Here is a 20306-nt window from a genome sequence, read left to right as displayed (position 1 = left end):
AGTCTTATCGCATTATTTCGACAGGCTCACTAACCGATTAATGCGCGGAGAATGCTGTTAATGATATATTACAGATTTTCCTTTTAGAAATGGGGATGAAAGCCCATAATAACAAAGCCCAGCCTAGAGGTCTGGGTTAATGGAGATGAACAGAATTAAAATTTTAAAAGAGCGAGATGTTTTCCTTACCCTCGTATTGAAGAATTTCTTGATGGTATTCCAAAAATTTAATCAAACACTGAGCTTGAACCCCCAACTCACATTTACAAACAACAAACCAGTAAAATCACTCCAAGTCATCTTGCTGGGAGCGGTATTCTTATTTGCTGGTTGTCAGGAAAAAAGTGAGGAAGCGACACCAACACTTTTTGAGTTGGTAAGCCCAGATTCTACTCAGCTCACTTTTACCAATCAAATTCAAGAAACCGAGACAGCCAATATACTTACCTATCAATACTTCTACAATGGTGGAGGTGTAGCGGTTGGGGATGTGAATAATGACGGTTTGGAAGATTTGTATTTCACGGCCAATCAAGGCCAAAACAAGCTTTTTTTGAATCAGGGAAACCTGAAATTTAGAGACATTGCCTTGGCTACAGGCACCACGGGCAAAGACAATGCTTGGACTACTGGCACCGCAATCGTTGATATCAACGGTGACGGGCTAAAAGATATTTACGTCTGCTATTCTGGAGATTTACCAGCAAAGCAGCGAAGAAATGAATTGTTTGTCAATCAAGGCTTGGATGGACAGGGAATTCCATTTTTTAAGGAAATGGCTGCAGACTATGGATTGGATGATTCAGGTTTCAGTACCGCCGCATATTTTTCTGATCTAGATATGGATGGTGATTTGGATATGCTCCTGCTAAATCATAACCCTAGACTTTTCAATAACCTAAACATCAATGCTTTCGAAGCAATGCTGAACACAGCTGATTCGATGAGCAGCACCAAGATTTACAAAAATGAAAACGGAGTTTTCAATGACCGAACCGCTGAGTCAGGGCTTACCCAAACAGGTTTAAGTTATGGTTTGGGTGCATCTATCGCAGATTTTAATGGAGATGGATTTCCCGACATATATCTGGGAAATGACTATTCCGCTCCAGACTATTTATACATCAATCAGGGTGACGGCACTTTTGCCAATCAGGTGAAAGAGGCGATCGGCCTTACGAGTCTATACACGATGGGAGTGGATGCTGCTGATATCAATCGAGATGGTAAACTTGACTTGATCAGTCTGGACATGCTTCCGGAAGACAATGCACGACAAAAGTTGCTTTTCTCACCTGAGAATTACGAGCATTACAACCTCTTTCTGAAGGCTGGACTTCATCATCAGTTGATGCGAAATATGCTGCAGCTGAATCTTGGTGATGGGACGTTCTCGGAGATTGGTCAACTGGCTGGAATAAGTGCTACAGACTGGAGTTGGGCGCCTTTATTTGCTGATTTTGATAACGATGGCTTTACAGATCTATTCGTCAGCAATGGGTTTTTGAAGGACTTTACCAACCTTGATTTCATCAATTATAGAAATGAATACCTTCAAAACTCTAAGGTGACAGCCACAGGAATCAATGAATTGATCAAGAAAATGCCAGCTACAAAAGTTGGTAATTATGGCTTTAGAAATATCAACGGAATACAATTTGAAAATCAATCTGAAAGTTGGGGATTGAATAATCCTGGAAATTCAAATGGAGCAGTTTATGCGGATTTGGATCAGGATGGGGACTTGGACTTGGTGATCAATAACCTGAATGAACCTGCGCAGATTTATAAAAACCGAACTTCGGAAACTAACAATTCGAATTACATACAGCTTAGACTAAAAGGCTTGGGAGGAAATGCTGATGGAGTAGGAGCTAAAGTAATTGTCTATCAAAATGGCCTACTCAACTATCAGGAACAGCAGATTTACAAGGGCTATCAGGGTAACGTGAGTGCCATCATGCACTTTGGTTTGGGAGAAGGGAAAGTGGATTCGGTGGAGGTTCGTTGGAAAAACAGAAAAATCACAAGAATTAAGAATCCTGAAGTGAATCAGGTTCTTGAATTAATTGAAGCTGAGGCTGTAAATGAAGTTTTAGAAGAAAATCTAAAGCTATACAAGTTCACTCAGCTAGAACAGTATACAATCAGCTCAAAAGCTGTACTTCCCAATGATTTCAAGCGGCAGTCTCAGTTGCTTTATACCCTGTCTCAGGAAAAAATTTCTATGGTTTTCGCTGATTTGAAAGGTGATGGATCTGCTGAAGTCATTATCTCAAACGGATCAACTATTTATACTATTCCAAAAGAGTACAGCTCATCAGATGTAATTCAGAATAATTTATACAGTTCTGACTCTCATACGATCACTTCCATTACGGCTTTGGATGCGGATGGAGATGGAGATTTGGATCTCTACGTTGCAAAAGGCGGATACTTCGATTTGGAAAAAGGAGATGTCAGACAGCAAGATGTGCTTTTGATTAATGATGGAAAAGGAGTTTTTATCGAATCTAAAATGGATTTTGGTATACTTCCTTCAGAGAATGTAATCGCATGGGATGCAAATGGAGATGGACTGGAAGATCTATTTGTTGGTTCAGGATATGTACCTGGAAGATGGCCGGAATCTGTTTCAAGTCAAGTTTGGATCAATAGTGGTGATGGCACATTCTCACCGATTTCTCTTGAAAACATTTCCAGAGTAAAAGCTTCCCAAACTTATGATCTAGACCAAGATGGATTGGATGAGTTGATCGTAGCATCTGAGTTTGATAGAATCCGAATCCTAAGCTTAATTGATGGGAAGATTCAAGATCGCTCAGAGCAATTTTTACCTGGAGGAAAATCAGGTCTATGGTCATCTATTCTCATTCAGGATCTGGATGGAGATGGGGATCCTGAATTGCTAGCTGGGAATTGGGGCTTGAATTCACGGTTGCAATCTGACTCAAACAATCCAGTTCGGATCTATTATGAAGACTTTGATGCTAACGGATCCATCGACCCACTCATGACTTTTCCTGTGATGGGCGAAGAGTTTCCATTCTTTTCCCGAGACGAGCTCGCAGCTCAGCTATATAAAAAGAAGGCACTTTTCCCGGCTCATGAAAAGTTCTCCAAAGCAAAAATTCAGGATATTCTCACTCCACAAGAGCTAGAAAAAGCAAAGAGGGTGGAGGCTCAAACACTTGAGACCAAAATGTACACTTTAAGGACTGGTGTTTTCGAGGAAGTAAGCTTACCAATTCTTGTTCAATCTTCCCCAATTCAGGCGATTGCTGCTTTGAAGTCAGACCAAGGTTTTGATTTGTTACTTCTCGGAAATCAAGAAAATGCTCGACTAAAAATCGGAAGGCTAGATGCAAACCCAGGTTGGGTGCTACATAAGAATTCTCAAGGAATATGGGAGCTTGTTGAACCGAATAAGACAGGACTTCAGCTTAGATCTAATATTAGCGCTGTAGTAACAATCGGTAATCTAATCTGGATAGGTGTACCGAATAATGGTGTTTTTAAGTACGCGTATTGATTAAAGTATTTACTAGTAAAAAATTGAAATTCAACTTGTTAAGTAATATGAAAAGTAAGAATTTAATATTCTTTGGTTTGCTTTTGATACAGTGGGCTTGTAAAGCTCCAATGATAGATGCAAATCTACCTGTTGATGAATCAATTCGTCTTAATCAGATTGGCTTTTACCCTGATCAACAAAAAATCGCTATTATCTTAAATCACGAAGATGCAGAAGATTTTGTGATTTGGGATATGGATAAAAAGGATATAGTCTTCGAAGGTAAATTAGCTAAACAGACCACTAAGACACTTTCTGGCCAAAATACTAGAGTGGCTGATTTCTCTGAATTTTCCCAAACGGGTAAGTTTGTCCTTGTGTTGACGGGAGTAAGTAAATCGTACCCATTTGAGATTGCTGAGCAGGTGAATGAACAATTAGGAAAAGCTAGCATTAAAGCATTCTACTTCCAGCGTGCGGGGATTGAATTGGATAAAGCTCATGCAGGGATCTGGGCAAGACAGCCTGGACATCCAGACGATCAAGTGATGATTCATCCCTCGGCGGCTTCAGATACTAGGAAGGCAGGGCATTTGGTGTCCTCGCCTTTTGGATGGTATGATGCTGGTGATTACAATAAATACGTGGTAAACTCTGGAATCACAGTAGGGACACTTCTATCTCTTTACGAGGATTATCCAAGTTATTTTCAAAAACTGGAATTGAATATTCCTGAGTCGGGAAATCAGATTCCGGATTTATTGGATGAGATCCGATGGAATCTGGATTGGATGATCACCATGCAGGACGCGGGTGATGGAGGAGTTTATCATAAGCTTACCACTGCCAAATTTGAAGGAATGGTAGAGCCGCATTTGGCTGTTTCGCAGCGATATATGGTAGCGAAAAGCACCACCGCAACATTGGATTTTGCTGCAGTAATGGCGCAAGCTTCCCGTGTTTACAAATCCTACTATCCTGAAGAATCAGTAACCTATTTGAAAGCTGCTGAAAAGGCATGGAACTGGGCGAAAGTTAATCCCGAAGTGCTGTACAACCAAAATGTAATGAACGAGGCTTTTGATCCAGATGTAGTGACGGGCGCCTATGGAGACTTTAGTGCGGCAGATGAACGTATTTGGGCTGCCTCAGAGCTATTTGTCACAACGCATAACTTGATTTACTGGGAAGAATTGGCAGATGCAGATCAGAGTTTTAAACTCCCATCTTGGAATCAAGTCTCTTGGCTAGGTTACTATTCCTTACTCAGACACCAAGACAGCATAACTCTCTTTCCTCAGGAGTGGATGGCAGTTCTTAAAATAAATCTACTTTCTGGTGCCAGAACACAACTAGAAGGAGTTGCTTCAACAGCATTTCAAAGTCCGCTTGAGACAAATGCGACCAATTTTAAATGGGGTTCAAATGCTGTAGCTGCCAATCAAGGGATACTCTTGCTATATGCTTATAAGCAAAGTGGTGAGCGTGCATTTTTGGATGGTGCCTTTGATAATTTGGATTATATATTAGGCAGAAATGCTACAGGCTATTCTTATGTCACGGGCTTTGGAAGTAAAACTCCGCTACATCCTCATCATAGATTGGCTGTATCAAGGCCTGATTTACCGCCTTTGCCAGGTTTTATCGTTGGTGGACCAAACCCTGGTCAACAAGATGGATGTACTTACAGCAGTTCCTTTGCTGATGAGTCCTATACTGACGAAAGCTGCAGCTATGCTTCCAACGAAATTGCGATCAACTGGAATGCTCCTTTTGCTTATTTAGCAAATTCCTTAGAAGCCATTAATCAGTAAGTTTCGATTTGCCTTCGATATCGCCCGGGTACCATGCGCTGAGACCAAAAGGAAGGCTTCGGGCTTTCACCTAAAGTCTTCCTTTGGATAAATCATGGAAAATCTGCTACTAGCTTCATAACGAATGGTATTATCCTTAGATGTTTCAGATTTTTTAGGCAATTTCCCATAAGATTAACCTAGCCCTATGAAACATACCTGGAAACTATTTATCCTTCTTATCCTTTTTGCCTGCGAGTCCTCAAAATTTGAATCACAGGTATCCCTGCCTAAGTTATTTGGAGATGGAATGGTAGTGCAGAGAGATGAGGCAATATCTGTTTGGGGAAGAGGGATTCCCGGGGCAAATGTCCGCGTAAGTTTGGCGGGTGCAATTACAAGTGGAACTGTAGAACCTGATAGTACTTGGATTCTTAAACTGCCAAAACTACCTGCTGGAGGACCTTTTGTTCTTGAAGTAAATAAGCGAAAAATCAATGATGTCTATATAGGTGATGTTTGGTTGGCTGGCGGTCAATCCAACATGGAATGGAATCTAAAATCCCAAGTTATAGGTGCCGAAAAGGAATTTGCCGAAGGAGGAAACTCTCAGATTCGGTTTTTCAAAGTCCCAAGATCTTACAGTGCTGTGAAGCTAGACGATGTGGTAGGAGGAGAATGGAAAGTAGCTGATTCGGTTAATTTGAAGGATTTTTCGGCTATTGCCTGGTTTTTTGCGAAGCGAAATAATGAAGAAAAGAAAGTGCCTGTAGGAATCATAGAGTCCAACTGGGGAGGAACTCCTGTAGAAGGTTGGACAGATGTGGAAATTCTGGCAAAGATGGAAGGTTCATTTAATGAACAGGCTAATGATATCATCAAAAACAATGAAAGTTGGGATGCTAAGCTGAAGGAGAATGAAGCCAATAGCCAACTACGTGATTCTATGGCGAAAACACCGGATTCACTTGCTGTTTTGAAGGTAACGTCAATTTCCTATGACGATTCAAATTGGAGAAGTATCAGTCTTCCTCAGGCTAATCCCTTGCAACATATCGCATGGGTACGTAAGAAGTTTACGATATCTGATACTGAAAATGTCACCCTTCATTTGCCGAATTTGGATCAAATGGCTTATGTGTACTTAAATGGAAAATTGCTGCATTTCAAAGACTGGGGCGTTGCCATGCCTGATGTGGAAATCCCAAGTGATTTGCTCTTAAAGGGAAGTAATGTACTTTCTGTTAGAGCGGTCAATACCTGGAATAATCAACCAAGAATAGGGCAAGAAGGCGAAATGTATTTGCTGGAATCTGGAAATAAAGTCTCTTTGGAAGGCGCGTGGAAGTATTCTAATTCTACTGTTGAGCCTCAACTCCCTAAGGTGGAGTGGTACAATTGGATGCCGGGTATGATGTATAATGCAATGATTGTTCCCATCACTAATTACTCTATTAAAGGTGCTATTTGGTATCAGGGAGAAAGCAATGCCGGACGTCACGAGGAATATAAAATGCTTTTCACCACCATGATTAAAAACTGGCGTGAAGCATGGGGCTTGGGTGATTTTCCTTTCTTGTTTGTGCAATTAGCCAATTATATGGAGCGAAAAGACATACAAGCAGAGAGTGATTGGGCATATTTGAGAGATGCGCAAACTCAGACGCTGGAACTCCCTAAAACCGGAATGGCGACAATAATCGATATAGGTGAAGCTGGAGACATTCACCCCAAAAACAAAAAGGATGTAGGCGAGAGGCTGTGGCTACAAGCTAAAAAAGTCGCTTTTGGTGAGAAAAACCTTGCCTCAGGACCACAGTTTGATTCACTAATTAGGCAAGGAAATGTGTTGCTTTTGAAATTCAAATCTGTTGGAGAAGGCCTAAAATTGAAAGATGGGGATGCATTGAAAGCATTTATTGTAGGAAAAGAAGGAGGAGATTTTCAGCAAGCTGAGGCATCAATCTCGGACAAGGAATCAGTGAAGATTACCTTGCCAGCGGGAATGGAGTCTGGAGAGATTCGTTACGCCTGGGCTGATAATCCTGAAGTGAACTTGACAAATAATTTGAATTTACCAGCGGTACCATTCCGAGCGAAATTTGAATGAGCAATTAGATAATTTCTTATAACAAAAAGAGGTCATGTTTAACATATGACCTCTTTTTGTTATAAATGTACTGTTGACAATCGTTCATCGTCATTCGACTATTAACCTTATTACTTGATTTCCCCAGTGGATTCCTGTATTTCCAATAGTTCCTGTACTTTTTCCTGAAACTCAGGTTTGGCAGGGATTTTCACTACATTTTCTAAGAAATCTATTGTGCTGAACAATACACCTTCCCAATCTCCTGAGGTGATAGAACTTCCTATCACGTGATCGCCAGCATTTGGAAATGCTTGCTCACGCTTCAGTTCTGTAGGAGTAGAGATCTCCTCAAACATTTCTTTCATTTTAGGGACAGACACGACCCTGTCTTGGTTTTCATTGTCCTTATAATAGTATGCTAGAAATAGAGGTTGCTTAATTTTTTTGAAGGTGTTTTCATTCATGTTGCTATACATCACTATCGCTAGACTTTCGTAGGCATTGATGTGGTAATCTTCTGACCAATACATCGCTTTTTCACCTTCCCTTGGCTGATGAATCATTTTCTTCTTCATCATCGTCATTTCCATCATTTTTTCCATCCAAGGAGAGAAAAAGGCAGAAAGCTTCTCACCATAATCTCTCACAGCAGGAGAGTAAACCGCCACGGCTTTGATGTCAGGTTGCTGACTAGCCAACAGTAAAGTCAATGCACCTCCCATTGATGTTCCCACCACAATCACTTCATCTCCTAGGCTTTTTCCGATCTGATATGCTTCACCGGCCGCATTGGCCAACGCTTGTGGACTCATATATTCCATCCCATTTTCTCTTTTGATTCCATGCTCTGGGAGCCTGGTGACAAACAGGTTAGCTCCGAAATGGGATGCAAGAAATCTATGTACTGGATCTCCCTCCATAGGACTTGCACCAAATCCATGGATGTACACTATAGAATAAGGTGTTTTCCGCTTATTCATGCTATCAGCCCATACAATATAGGCTTCATTGCCTTGTTTCAGGCCGATCACAGAGTCCTCTCTTTGCTGCACATAGCTACGAAGTTCAGCCAGCCGAGTAGGAACTTCTGGAAATTCGATTGTGAGTTCTTGAGGTTGCACCTTTGGCCCCAGCATGTAAACAATTGCGAGAATCATTGCAGCAGCAAAGATGCCTAGGAGTATTTTTCGTAGCATATGATCAGTTTGTTAAAAGTACCGGAGAAGTTGATTCTAATACTTTTTCGGTTCCGTTTTTTAGAGAAAGAATAGTTTTGGTTTTCAGTTGAGTTTTGTTACTCGGCTGAGTGTTGATTGTCAGTTTATACTGGGCTAAAGAATTATCAAAGTTTTTGAACTCAGATAACTTCATGACATCATTTATCGTGATCAGGTTAGATATATCCGTACCAGCTTTTAGATCACCGTAAGGAGCAAGTAATGAAACTTTGATTGAAGTAATGTTTTTGAAATTAAATGACTGTGCACAGGATAGAGCATAAGCAGCGCCAGGAAAACTAGAGATCCATGAAACATCAGAAATTACCTCAGGAGTGATTTTCATATATAAATTGAAATCAGCAAATTTGACTGTGTCAGATTCAGTAACATATTTATTGTTTACATAGGGCGCATAGATTATACTTATATCTGTTGCATTAGCACTTACTGGCCCAGCACATTGACCGAATGGATATAAATCCGGCTGATCTACGCAGGCGACAAATATCATCATTGTGAGATAAGCACATAAAATTCCAGCAGTCATTTTAATTCGCTTGATTTGCAAAAAGTTACTCATAAAGCATGTGTTTATTGGTTTTGCGCTAGTTAGACCTAATAATGTTTAAAATTTAATCAAATCTAAACATCAAATTAGTTCGAAAAGCGTTAATTCGTATTAATTAATCTTAAACCAACTTTTATGAAAGCTCTACTATTTGCCTTCTGCCTTCTTCTTTGCGGCCAAATCGCACTTGCTCAGGATACTGAAACCAAACCAGCAACTCAAGCCATTTTTATAGAATTAGGAGGGCCTGGACTTCCATATAGTTTCAATTATGATTTTCGCTTTGACAAAACCAAAATGGATTCCTGGGGAATGCGACTAGGTTTTGGAGGCTATGCCTTGGAAGGAGATTCGTTTTTTTCACTCCCTGTAATGGTAAATAAATTATACGGAAAGGGTAATCACTTCTTTGAAATGGGTTTTGGAGCCACTTTCCTTGCCTTTAAGAATGAGGTTTATGATTACAACAATTGCTACACAGATCAAAACGGTAATTACATCTGTAATCCTATCTCAAGTAGTAATTCAGGAACATCATTTATATTGGATATAGATGGATCTCCATCCGTTATGGGAGTAATGAATTTTGGATACCGTAGAGTGCCGACTGATGGTGGATTTATGTGGAAAGTCAATGTGAATCCAATCTTCAACAACAATGGTTTTTGGCCTTTATTCGCTGGGGTAGGGCTAGGGTACTCTTTTTAGAAGGTTGCAAGTTCAAATACCTAACATTTAGTAGTAAATGTGACTTTATTTTTTGTGTGTATTAGCTTGAATGCACCTACCAAAATAATATTTTGAATACCTTTCCCTTCGACTGCGCTCAGGGACCGAATTTAAGTTTAAAGTCTAGGGAGAGGGAGGGAATGCGGCACCGCCGCATTCCCTCCCTCTCCCTTTAAGCCAAAATTGACCGGAGGCTAAGCGCCGGTTGGTGAGCTCGTCGAACCAAGTCCCTGATTGAACATACGTGTAGGTGTCCGAATACACATTTTATTTTTTGTGGACAATTTGCTTCGCCTGACGAGATAATACTTTCCAAATCCCTTTTTAATATTCCATATGCATCAGATTATTTGGTGTTTATGGTTTTTTGTGCCCAATAAATTTTAATTTGTAAGGAGTTTTCGGATTGGCGTCACTGGCATTTAAGGCTAGAATGTTAATTGATTTTTGATAATTCGGAGATGATTTTTTCTCATCTCACTCTTAAAAATCGGGCAAAATCTCAAGCTAAGAGCGTACGTAGTTCTTCATCTTTAGAAGGATATTTTACTATTAACCTAATAATTTTTACCTATGGCTACTTTGAAAATAAAGCTGAAAGGACAGGATCATTCTTCTTACCTCACTGGAGATGATCGGGGATTTGAATTGTACCAACTGGACCAAGCATACACGGTGGAAAATCCCACCAGAGGGGATATTCCTGAGCAAATTCTCGAAATAGATGATAACAAGATAGTTGAGTTTGAATTTGAAGATAACACCGTCTGGATGGCGGATAATGAATCCTTAACCACCCTTTTTCAGCAGAAAATCAAACGTTCCGCAGACGGAGATGAACTCTATCTGCCAGATGAATTAGAATCTAATGAGCAGGACAGGGGTATAATCAAAAAGATCGGTATTAAGCTGGTGAAGGTCTTTGTGAAAAAGAACATCATCAAGCCCAAAATGCTGGAAATGGCGATAAACCTTGAAAATAAGCAGTTGGCTTTTACTGGTGAAAATTTTAAAAAAGTGGATTATGGAGTTTTGGCGGCCTGTTCGCCAGAAATAGAATTGAGTACACTGGAACTTGACGAGGCCACTGGGGAAGCAAAATTGGAAGTAAGAAGTAGGTATTTACTCTTGTTGCACGGAACAGCTTCTTCTACTGTAAGTTCCTTTGGGGATTTGAAAGATTCTGAGGAGTGGAAGAGCTTGATTAAAGGCTACGGTAATAATCATTTGCTTGCCTTCCAGCATAGATCCTTGACTGCAAGTCCATTGGAAAACATTCTGCAGCTTGTGCAAAATCTTCCATCTGGAATTGAGTTGGATCTTTTAAGTCATTCGCGAGGAGGATTACTGGCTGATTTGTTGGCTAGATTTTCAACTAGCCCCGCAGGTTTTGATTCCACGGAGAGGGCACTTTTCAGTACAAATGAAAGAACCCGAGATCTAGATGTGATCCAAAAGATTCATGAAATTCTAAAAAACAAAAAGATCAAAGTTAAATCCATGGTGCGGGTGGCATGTCCAGCAAACGGCACCACTCTAGCTTCAAATCGACTGAATATCTTCTTGAACGTCACTTTCAATCTGGTGGGACTGGCAGTAGGGCAAGTAGGAAATCCCATTTTCGTTGCCTTCAAGGAGTTCCTTATGGAGGCGGTGGCCTGTAAGGATGATGTGGATGTATTGCCTGGATTAGAAGCTATGAATCCACAATCTCCTTTCATCAAAGCAATGAATTACCAGGCTTCAGAGATTGAAATAGACTTTCCTTTATATGTAGTAGGAGGAAGTGGCGAATTGAGACTAAGCTTTAAGACACTCGTGGTAATTCTGGGTAAATTCTTCTTTATGAAGAAAAATGACTTGGTGGTAGACACCGAAAGCATGAAGTGGGGTTCGAGAAGAGTTTCAGGAAAAGTGTACGTCTTTATAGAGAAAAGTGGGGACATAAATCATTTTAAATACTTCTGTACTCCGAATACCTTAAAAGCTTTGATTTCTGGTTTGTCGGCGGTCAACGATGTATTTGAATTGAAACTGGCGGATAAAGAAAGAGGAATAGCTGGAATAGAGTCTGGTGCATATAAAAGTGATAAGGTATCTGGAAACAGACCTATAGCTGTCTTGATTCCTGGTATTATGGGCTCAAATATCGGCGAGAAAGATGATTTGCTATGGATCAATTATTGGAGATTTATCAAAGGGGAATTGAAGGGTTTAGCCTATGACCCATCTATGCCCAGTAAGCTATCACCTCATTCTTTGATCAAAACTTCCTATGGAAATCTTGGAGATAAATTAGCCAGCAGTTACGATATAGTCACTTTTCAATTTGATTGGAGAATTCCACTGAAAGAGAGCGCTGCACTTTTTGATAAAAAAATAAAAGAACTTCTGATTCATAATCAACCTGTCAAAATCGTAGCCCATAGTATGGGAGGGGTTTTGGTTAGGGACTTTATGGTATATCATAAGGCTACTTGGCAAAAACTCAATAATTCCATTGGATTTCGAGCGGTATTTTTAGGCTCACCATTAGGCGGTTCCTATCGTATTCCTTATGTACTTTTCGGCAAGGATAGCTTGATCAAATTACTTGGAAAAATAGATATCAAGCATTCCACCAAGGAACTGATAGCCGTGTTCTGCAATTTCCCTGGGATTCTTAATCTCTTACCGATTAGTAAGGAAGCTAGACATGATTTCTCTGATAGGAAATTATGGGAAAGAATGCGAGGAGCGTCTGGAGATGACTCTTGGCCTATACCTTCTCAACGAGTTCTTGATGAATTCGGCGCTCACCAAAAAGAAGTTTTGAAGGTGATAGATACTATAGACTACTCCAACATCACCTACATCGCCGGACAAAGTGGGAAGAAGAATTTTACCGTATCAAATTTAGGTATTGAGGATGGGGAGTTGGTGTTCTATGCTACCAATTCCGGGGATGAGAGTGTCACTTGGGCTTCAGGAATTCCAAAAGATATCCATGACAAAAAGCAAGTTTACTATGCTAATGTCACGCATGGAGGATTGTCCAAGGAAAAGAATCTGTTTGCAGGCATAGAAGATTTGCTGATCTATGGTAGTACAAAAAGGCTCCAAAATAGCCTTCCAAAATCAAGAGGAGAGGAGCGGGAGTTTGCTCCAACTCAAACTGAGATTTTTGACATCTCTGAAGAGAAAGTAATAAACACCATTTTGGGTGTGGGAGAGGTAGAGGAAAAATGGCATGAAGAGAAACCTATGCTGGTTTCGGTAAGTCACGGTGATTTGAAATACGCCAAATATCCAGTGCTTGCCGGACATTTTCAATACGATGCTATTCTCACTACTGAACTCGCGATTGACCGTCAGTTGGATGGTGAGCTGACCAGACTTCATGGCTTAGGATTATATCCAGGACCGATTGGTACAAATCAAATTGTCCTAAACGAAGATTTGACCAAAAGATCATTCAAAGGTGGGGTGATTGTAGGGTTAGGGGTTCCTGGGGAACTTTCTTCTTTTGCCCTAATGAATTCCATAGAGAAGGGAGTTGCTAGATACTTGACTATCAAGAAAGAAGAGGAAAATAGAACTTCGATGGATGAGGGTAGCAGTCCTGCTATTAATGGTATTTCTGTTATAGCTATTGCAAATGCCTATGGGGGACTTTCTACTGAGAGTTCTATTCGTGCGATTATTTTAGGTATTCAGCGAGCAAATCAAAGCATAGATAGAGTTTACAAAGGGGAGATCAAAGGGATTGAAGAAGTGGAAATTATTGAGATTTTCAATGATAAGGCGCTTTCAATCCTGAAAACTATCCAGCGCTTAGAAGTAGATGACAGTAAGGAGTTTAATATAGTATTCAATGAGAAGGGACTGAACTACACCTTAGGCAAACGCTGGAGAATACCATATGACTATGCCAATGACTGGTGGACACGAGTGAGCGTATGCCATGAATTGAAATTAAAAGAGACGGATGAGTTTGAGGATTCGATACGTATGTCCATTGCATCAAATGGTGCTAGTGAGAAGGTAGAATATATGCCGGCACATGATAAAACGCTTGAGGTGTTACTGAAGAGGATGACATTGGAAAACCAATATTCACCTGAAATAGCAAAAACCATGTTTGAGCTATTGATTCCGTATCAGTTTAAGGAGGAAGTGAAGCGTCTTAATAATGTCTCTTGGATATTGGATGTAGCCTCAGCGGAATATCCTTGGGAAATGATCCAAGAAGATGTAGATGCGGTACCGCTCTGTGTTCATACTGGGATGGTTCGACAGCTAGCTTCCATGCAATTCCGAGAAAAAATAGCACGGGTAAATGCCAAAACAGCATTGGTAGTAGGTGATCCCATGCTTGATAAGTTTATGCCACAACTTCCTGGTGCTTTGCGCGAAGCAGAAACTGTGGTAAGCATTCTTAAGAAAAATGATTACGAGATACAAAGCTTAATAAGCAGTTCTGCAACGGAGATTATACTCAAGCTTTTCTCCAGAAATCATAAAATCATACACTTAGCTGGTCATGGCGTATACCGAAATGGACCAAACCGCTCTACAGGTATGGTTATTGGCAATGATACTTTTTTATCACCAAGCCAGATAGCAGGGATGAGTTCTTCAGCTGAGTTAGTTTTTGTGAATTGCTGTTACCTCGGATTGATAGATAAGAAAGCAGAGGAGGGAAGTCTATATAGGAATAAGTTTGCGGCTAATATTGGAACACAACTTATTTACAATGGCGCTAGGGCAGTAATCGTAGCTGGATGGGCTGTGGACGATGCTGCTGCTCTGAAGTTTTCCCAATTGTTTTATAGTAATATGTTCGATGGGTTGGCATTTGGTGAATCCGTCAAGCGGGCAAGAAAGAAGATTTACGAAGAGTTTGGGCATAGAACCAATACTTGGGGAGCTTTTCAGTGCTATGGAGATCCTTTTTATAAACTGACTGAAGACGGTTCGGGACGAGGTAACGAGGATGACTTATTGGTCAGCGAGGAAGTGGAGATTGAGTTTCAGAATACATTGGAATCCATGGGTGCCAATAATTATAATCATGAGTACATCCTGACACGGATTGATTTGGTTTTGGAAAAGATGAAAAACAGAAATATGCTCACTGATAAAATACAGGAGCTATCTGCTGGAATCTATGCTGGATTGCAGGAATATGAGAAATCATGCGACTGCTTTGAGAAACTCATGAAATCCAAAAAATCAGAATTTACTATTAAGGGATTTGAGAAATACTGTAATATTCAAGCCAAACTTTCCCTTCAAAAATTTGCTGCTAAGACAATTGACTTGAAAGAAGCAGTGAAAATAATAGACAAAGTAATCACTGATCTGGAGGGGCTTGGGAATCATTTTGGAGCAAGTGCGGAAAGATGGTCTTTGATCGGAAGTGCGTACAAACGCAAAATGCATCTGCTCAAAGGCTCATCACAAAAAGATGTCATGGAAGCACTCGCTCAGTCGATCAACGCCTATAAGGAATCCAGCATTTCTTCAGAAAATAAAGATGCATATCCATTGACCAATTGGTTGACACTTGCACGAATTCAGAGTTTACTACAAGGCAAAGACAGCATTCGATTAATTGATTTGGAAGCGAGGAAGGCTATGCAGAAGATTTATGACGAAATAAATGAAGACACTAAAAGGAAAGATGACTTCTGGGCGATGTCTAATTATTCCAATATTATGCTAACTCAGTTTATGTTGGGTACTAGCAAACCCAAGGATGGGGAAATTGCACATCAATACTTGAAACTATGGGATTTGGCTGGTAATAAGGGACAAAAAGTAGCAGAATTGGAGCACTTTGAAATATTAGGTGTCTTACTGGAGAATATCAAAACAGAGGGCTTTTCTTCCGTCAAGGACGAACTAACTAAAATCCAAAAAGCTCTTGAAGAAGCTCTTTAACTGGCTTAGTTACCAAATACATTTCGGATAGCTTCTAAGTAATCGAACCCGTGTCCTTCGGTAGGCTCTATGTAATTACCTTCCAAATACTCGTTCCAGCAGCAGATCATCACTGTGTTTCCGTTGCTGGAACGATAGTTTTTCGACGTTTTCTGAGCCTCTTTAAGCATGGCGGTAAAAGACCTTTTGTTGCTGTGTACGCGATCTTTTTGAGGTTCACTTGGGATTCCTGTTTGCTGAGGCCAGGTGCCGCCAGCTGGTCTCATATCCCAACCCATTGCAGTTGGAATTTGATATTCGAAATCAGGATCGTTTTTGAATTTTTCGGACCACATTTCCCAATGTCCTTTATAGGTCTCACGCATATCTGCATACGAGAAATTGCTTTTGTTCATGAAGTTATGATACACATACGCAGTCATGCCTTCGAAACCCATGCTTTTCAAGCGAGGAACATATTCCTGAAGTAATTCACGGTTTTGATACTCACCACCTTCCCAAGGTCTTTTAGGGTTTTTTGCTTTCCACTCAGTAGGTAATCCATAAGCTCGTTCATTCTCCAGCATGGGGCCTGCAGTCACTGCGATGAATTTGATGCCAGGCAAACCTGCTTTTTTGACTGTTTTTTGAGAAAGGTCAAGTAAGTCTTTAAGCGTTAATCCATAATAAGCAGCACGGGATTCAGCATCCTGTGGAAAATAAAAATAGACAATAGGACGACCATCTTTTTCCTTCAAATAATCCTCACGAGAGAAATACTCATCTATCCAAAGCTGGGTGATTTTCTCATGTACTTTGAGGTACAAAGCTTTATCAGGGTTTTCGCCTTCGTAGTTCGCTTTACGGGCTATTTCTTCGGGAGCTCCTACTTTCAGCCAGAGCATCCAGCGCTCATTACTGTCATCACACCAGTTCAGCGCCCACTTCATTTGCTTTTCCTTTGGAAGACTGGCATTTACCTCAAGCATAACTTTTAGTTGGTTGCCCCATTCTACCAAACCGGGAACAGCTACTCTTCCATCACGATTTGTGTCTGTTTTCCATCCTTTGGGATAGTAGATTTTGGACTGGGGACCAAAGTTTAGATGGTAATAATAATGACGTCCATAAAACCAGTTGTAAGCAAAAAAGTCAATACCATAGCTCTTCATGTATTCGAGTTGCTTTTTGATCACCTCCGGATCATCTCGCTTATAAAATCCCTTCAATTCTTTGATGGGTTTTCTGTTTAAAAATGGGCCTTCGTAGGGATTTCTGGCATTATAGATTCTCCCTTTTGCACCCCATACACCAGTATTTTGTAAACTCGCACAGTCGCCCTGACCCGTGAGGCATGACCAAAAACTATCGCGATCAACAGCTGGGTTTGGTGAGGTGTTCCATGATGGCATAAAATATACTCCCACCAATTCCTTCTCCTCCGAATCATCAGCAAAACTGATTTTGGTAGTTTGCACTAATTGTTTTGATTTCGTTTCAGTCTTTTCTTCTGAAAAAAATACCACAAGAGTGACAATGACTACTGAAAAAAAGGAAATGAGAATGGATTTGAGCATAGTTGCTTTTTCTTAAAAATAACTGATTCAATCTTCGTGCTGAAATAATCGATTATCAGTTTTATATCTCAAACCCAATCCGCCAAATCAGGTCAAGCTTTTTCTCAAGATCTGAATGCCACGATACTTGGGAAGTAATTTTTTGTAATCTAAGTGATACGTGAAAATCCACTCAAAACCCATTTTTCTGTAGAAGCGCTGAGCCTGAAGCTGAGTGTCCATGACTTCTAACCACATGTATTTCAAACCTCGTTCTCTTGCTATGGACTCAACCCTTTTCATAAGTTGGGCCGCCACTCCTTTTCCTTGATATTCCTTGCTGATATAAATCCGGTGAAGATGCAGTGAGTTTGGGAAATCAATCAAAGTGGGCGATTCTGGATAGTTGTATTTCAAAATACCGATTTTCCATCCTTCATATAGCACGTAATAATAGTGGCTTTTTGGATTTTCTAAGTCTTTTTGAAATGCATCGGGATTATACATTTGTTCCAAATACCAATCCCCTGAATCCGACCAAATATGCTTGTAGGAAGGGATATAGATTTCCTGCATCAATTCAATTAGCTCTGGTTGATCTGCAACAGTGAGTTTTTGAATACTTAAGTCTTCTGAAAGTTTAATCATTGAAGTAGGCGAGAGGTTGGCATGTTAGAATGAACATCAATTTTGGGCGCGTAATCTTAGTAAATTCTTATTCAAAGAAATGTATTTAGATGGTCTTGCCAAAATAAAAGTGAATAGATTTCTAAGGCAAATCAAAAGAAATTGAAAAGTAAAACCACGGCCTGCAATGGAAGCGGTGTTATTATGTAAGGTAACTGACTGTTGTAGTTACAAAAAAGTGGCAATGAGATCCACTAAGTTTGTACATAGATTACAATTTTTTCTTTTTAATCTTCAATTACATAATGAACGAAAACTCTTGAACGTCAAGCTTAATTTGAACCGTTACTTATTGAAAAGAGGAATTCACTTTCATTTCTATTAAAAATTTTTGCAAAGAGATTAAAATTTTGTCTTAATTCTTTGGGTGCTAGAAAAGTATTGTGTCAGTATCTCTATTGGGTTTTTTTATTTTTCAAGAGCATTTATTCTCCAAATTTTTATCATGAAAAGCATTAAAAATTATTTGTATTACAAATAAGTGTTTTTTAATAACAATTTTTTTCATTAGTTATGTTGTTAAACGTGAATTGTGATTCTAGTTAAGCCATTGAGGACTAGTGTTTTTTAGTAAGTGAGTTTAGTCAACAGCTTGAGTGGGATTTTTTAAAAAATAGCCTATGAAAAATTTATACAAAGCCTCAGTTTTTGGGTTGTTGAGTTTGGTTTTCCTGTTTTTTCTTGGGAATACCTTTACAGTAAATGCCCAAGGCGGTACCGCCACAGTTACGACAGACAAGGATGATTATGCTCCTGGTGAGTACGTGATCATCAACGGTTCAGGTTGGGAACCTGGAGAACGGGTCGACTTCACCTTTGAAGAAACGCCAAAGCCCGAAACCTGTGTGAACTCACATGATAATTTTGCCATCGCAGATCCGAATGGGGATATCTATTATGATGGGTTTTTGATTAAAGACAATCACTTAGGAGTTGCATTTGTGCTGACTGCAACCGGGCAAATTTCTGGGAGAGTTGCTGTTACTGAGTTTACTGACGCAGGAATAGCTAATGTCGGAGTAGTTGGAACTTCTTTTTGTGCTGGAATTTCAATAACTGTTAATTTTGAAACAGTTTCCGCAAACGTTGGATTTGGGGGAGGTCAATTTCCTACCACTGCAGATTTTTATGCGGAATTGAGTAATGCATCAGGTAGTTTTTCAACTCCTATAATTATTGGTTTCCTTATGAATACTTCAGGGAACGGTGCAAGAGAAATAAATGCGACTATTCCATCAAGTACAGTTACTGGTTCAGGTTATAGGATAAGGGTAAGGTCCGAAGACCCCGTAACTAATCAGCCAGATAACGGAGTTAATTTAGTAATCACTGCAGCGGCTTCAATAAGCAGCCAACCAGCAAATGCTGGGATTATTTATGGAGACAATGCAACTTTTAGTGTTACTACTTCTGGAGCAACAGGTTTCCAATGGGAAGAATTCAATGGCTCTTGGTCACCACTTACCAATGGAGGGATATACTCTGGAGTAAATACTGCAACACTGACTTTGACGAAACCAAGTGTTAATTTGTCTGGGAGAAAATATAGAGTAGTGCTAACTGGTGCATGTGGTAATGTTACTAGTGATGGTAATGCAACATTGACTGTAAATAAAAAGGCTTTAACTGCTGCTTCAACAGTAGCCTCAAAAGAATATAATGGTTCCCCAGCTACTGGTGCAGTCTCGTTAGGAACTGTCTCTGGTCTAGTTGGAACAGAAACTTTAGTAATTACATCTTCTGCGACTAACTATATTAATGCAGACGCAGGTGTAGGTAAAGCGACTACGATTTCATACAACCTTGCTGATGGAACGAATGGTGGTCTAGCTGCTAATTACAGTATGGCTGATTTTGCTACTACAGGAGTTATTACCAAGGCTAACCAGACGATTACTGTAACAACTCCATCCCCGGCGACTGCAATTTATAATACTAATTTTTCTGTTGTAGCAACTGCTACTTCAGGATTGGCAGTAGTTTATACCAGTACAGCTCCCTTGAGCAATTCCGGTACAGATTATACCATGACCAGTGGAACAGGAACAGGTGTAGTTCGATACAACCAGGCGGGAAATAACAACTACAATGCAGCACCGGAGGTGACAGCCAATGTGAATGCTGCGAAAGCAGACGCAGTGATCACGGTTACTCCATACAGTGTTACGTATGATGGCAATGCCCATACATCAACATTCACTGCGGTAGGAGTAGAAACCACTCCAGTTGATCTTACAGGATTA

The 20306-nt window shown here is 40.1% G+C and carries 10 protein-coding genes; 6 read left to right on the top strand and 4 right to left on the bottom strand.

Annotation, left to right across the window (positions count from 1 at the left end; translation table 11 throughout):
* Positions 1-244: 244 nt before the first annotated feature.
* The 3 genes from BM291_RS20180 (at position 245) to BM291_RS20170 (ending at position 7417) form a co-directional block, all read left to right on the top strand.
* Positions 245-3532, top strand: a complete 3288-nt coding sequence (locus BM291_RS20180) for a VCBS repeat-containing protein (RefSeq protein WP_175499752.1) — start codon at positions 245-247, stop codon at positions 3530-3532.
* 47 nt (positions 3533-3579) lie between these two features.
* Positions 3580-5328, top strand: coding sequence for a glycoside hydrolase family 9 protein (locus tag BM291_RS20175; protein ID WP_092901231.1), 1749 nt, complete (start codon positions 3580-3582; stop codon positions 5326-5328).
* Between the two features lie 187 nt (positions 5329-5515).
* Positions 5516-7417: a sialate O-acetylesterase gene (locus tag BM291_RS20170; protein WP_092901228.1), complete on the top strand. Its 1902-nt coding sequence runs from the start codon at positions 5516-5518 to the stop codon at positions 7415-7417.
* Between the two features lie 110 nt (positions 7418-7527).
* Here BM291_RS20170 and BM291_RS20165 read toward each other — a convergent pair whose 3' ends face one another.
* Both BM291_RS20165 and BM291_RS20160 read right to left on the bottom strand, forming a co-directional pair.
* Positions 7528-8595 carry an alpha/beta hydrolase gene (locus BM291_RS20165; RefSeq protein WP_092901225.1) on the bottom strand — a complete coding sequence of 356 codons (1068 nt, stop codon included), beginning with the start codon at positions 8593-8595 and terminating at the stop codon, positions 7528-7530.
* Positions 8596-8599: 4 nt separating this feature from the next.
* Positions 8600-9199 carry a hypothetical protein gene (locus tag BM291_RS20160; RefSeq protein WP_139229155.1) on the bottom strand — a complete coding sequence of 200 codons (600 nt, stop codon included), beginning with the start codon at positions 9197-9199 and terminating at the stop codon, positions 8600-8602.
* 123 nt (positions 9200-9322) lie between these two features.
* On the opposite strand from BM291_RS20160, the gene BM291_RS20155 reads away from it, so the two are divergent.
* The gene (locus BM291_RS20155; protein WP_245786931.1) at positions 9323-9895 is read left to right on the top strand and encodes a hypothetical protein; all 573 of its coding nucleotides are present in this window, start codon (positions 9323-9325) and stop codon (positions 9893-9895) included.
* Positions 9896-10489: 594 nt separating this feature from the next.
* Complete coding sequence (locus BM291_RS20150; protein WP_092901219.1) at positions 10490-15841, top strand: DUF7379 domain-containing protein; 5352 nt, start codon at positions 10490-10492, stop codon at positions 15839-15841.
* 5 nt (positions 15842-15846) lie between these two features.
* Here BM291_RS20150 and BM291_RS20145 read toward each other — a convergent pair whose 3' ends face one another.
* Together BM291_RS20145 and BM291_RS20140 are read right to left on the bottom strand one after the other, a co-directional pair.
* Positions 15847-17298: a glycoside hydrolase family 99-like domain-containing protein gene (locus BM291_RS20145; protein ID WP_245786930.1), complete on the bottom strand. Its 1452-nt coding sequence runs from the start codon at positions 17296-17298 to the stop codon at positions 15847-15849.
* Between the two features lie 186 nt (positions 17299-17484).
* Entirely contained in the window at positions 17485-18024 is a 540-nt protein-coding gene (locus BM291_RS20140) for a GNAT family N-acetyltransferase (protein WP_092901213.1), read from the bottom strand.
* A gap of 659 nt (positions 18025-18683) precedes the next feature.
* Between BM291_RS20140 and BM291_RS20135 the strand changes: the two genes are divergently transcribed.
* On the top strand, positions 18684-20306 hold a 1623-nt coding region (locus tag BM291_RS20135), incomplete at its 3' end, for a hypothetical protein (protein WP_139229154.1).

Origin of the sequence: Algoriphagus aquimarinus (genome assembly GCF_900112005.1) — a bacterium.
GTDB lineage: Bacteria > Bacteroidota > Bacteroidia > Cytophagales > Cyclobacteriaceae > Algoriphagus > Algoriphagus aquimarinus.
The sequence above is the reverse complement of the archived record's forward strand: the minus strand, read 5'-3'. Positions and strand labels throughout refer to the sequence as shown.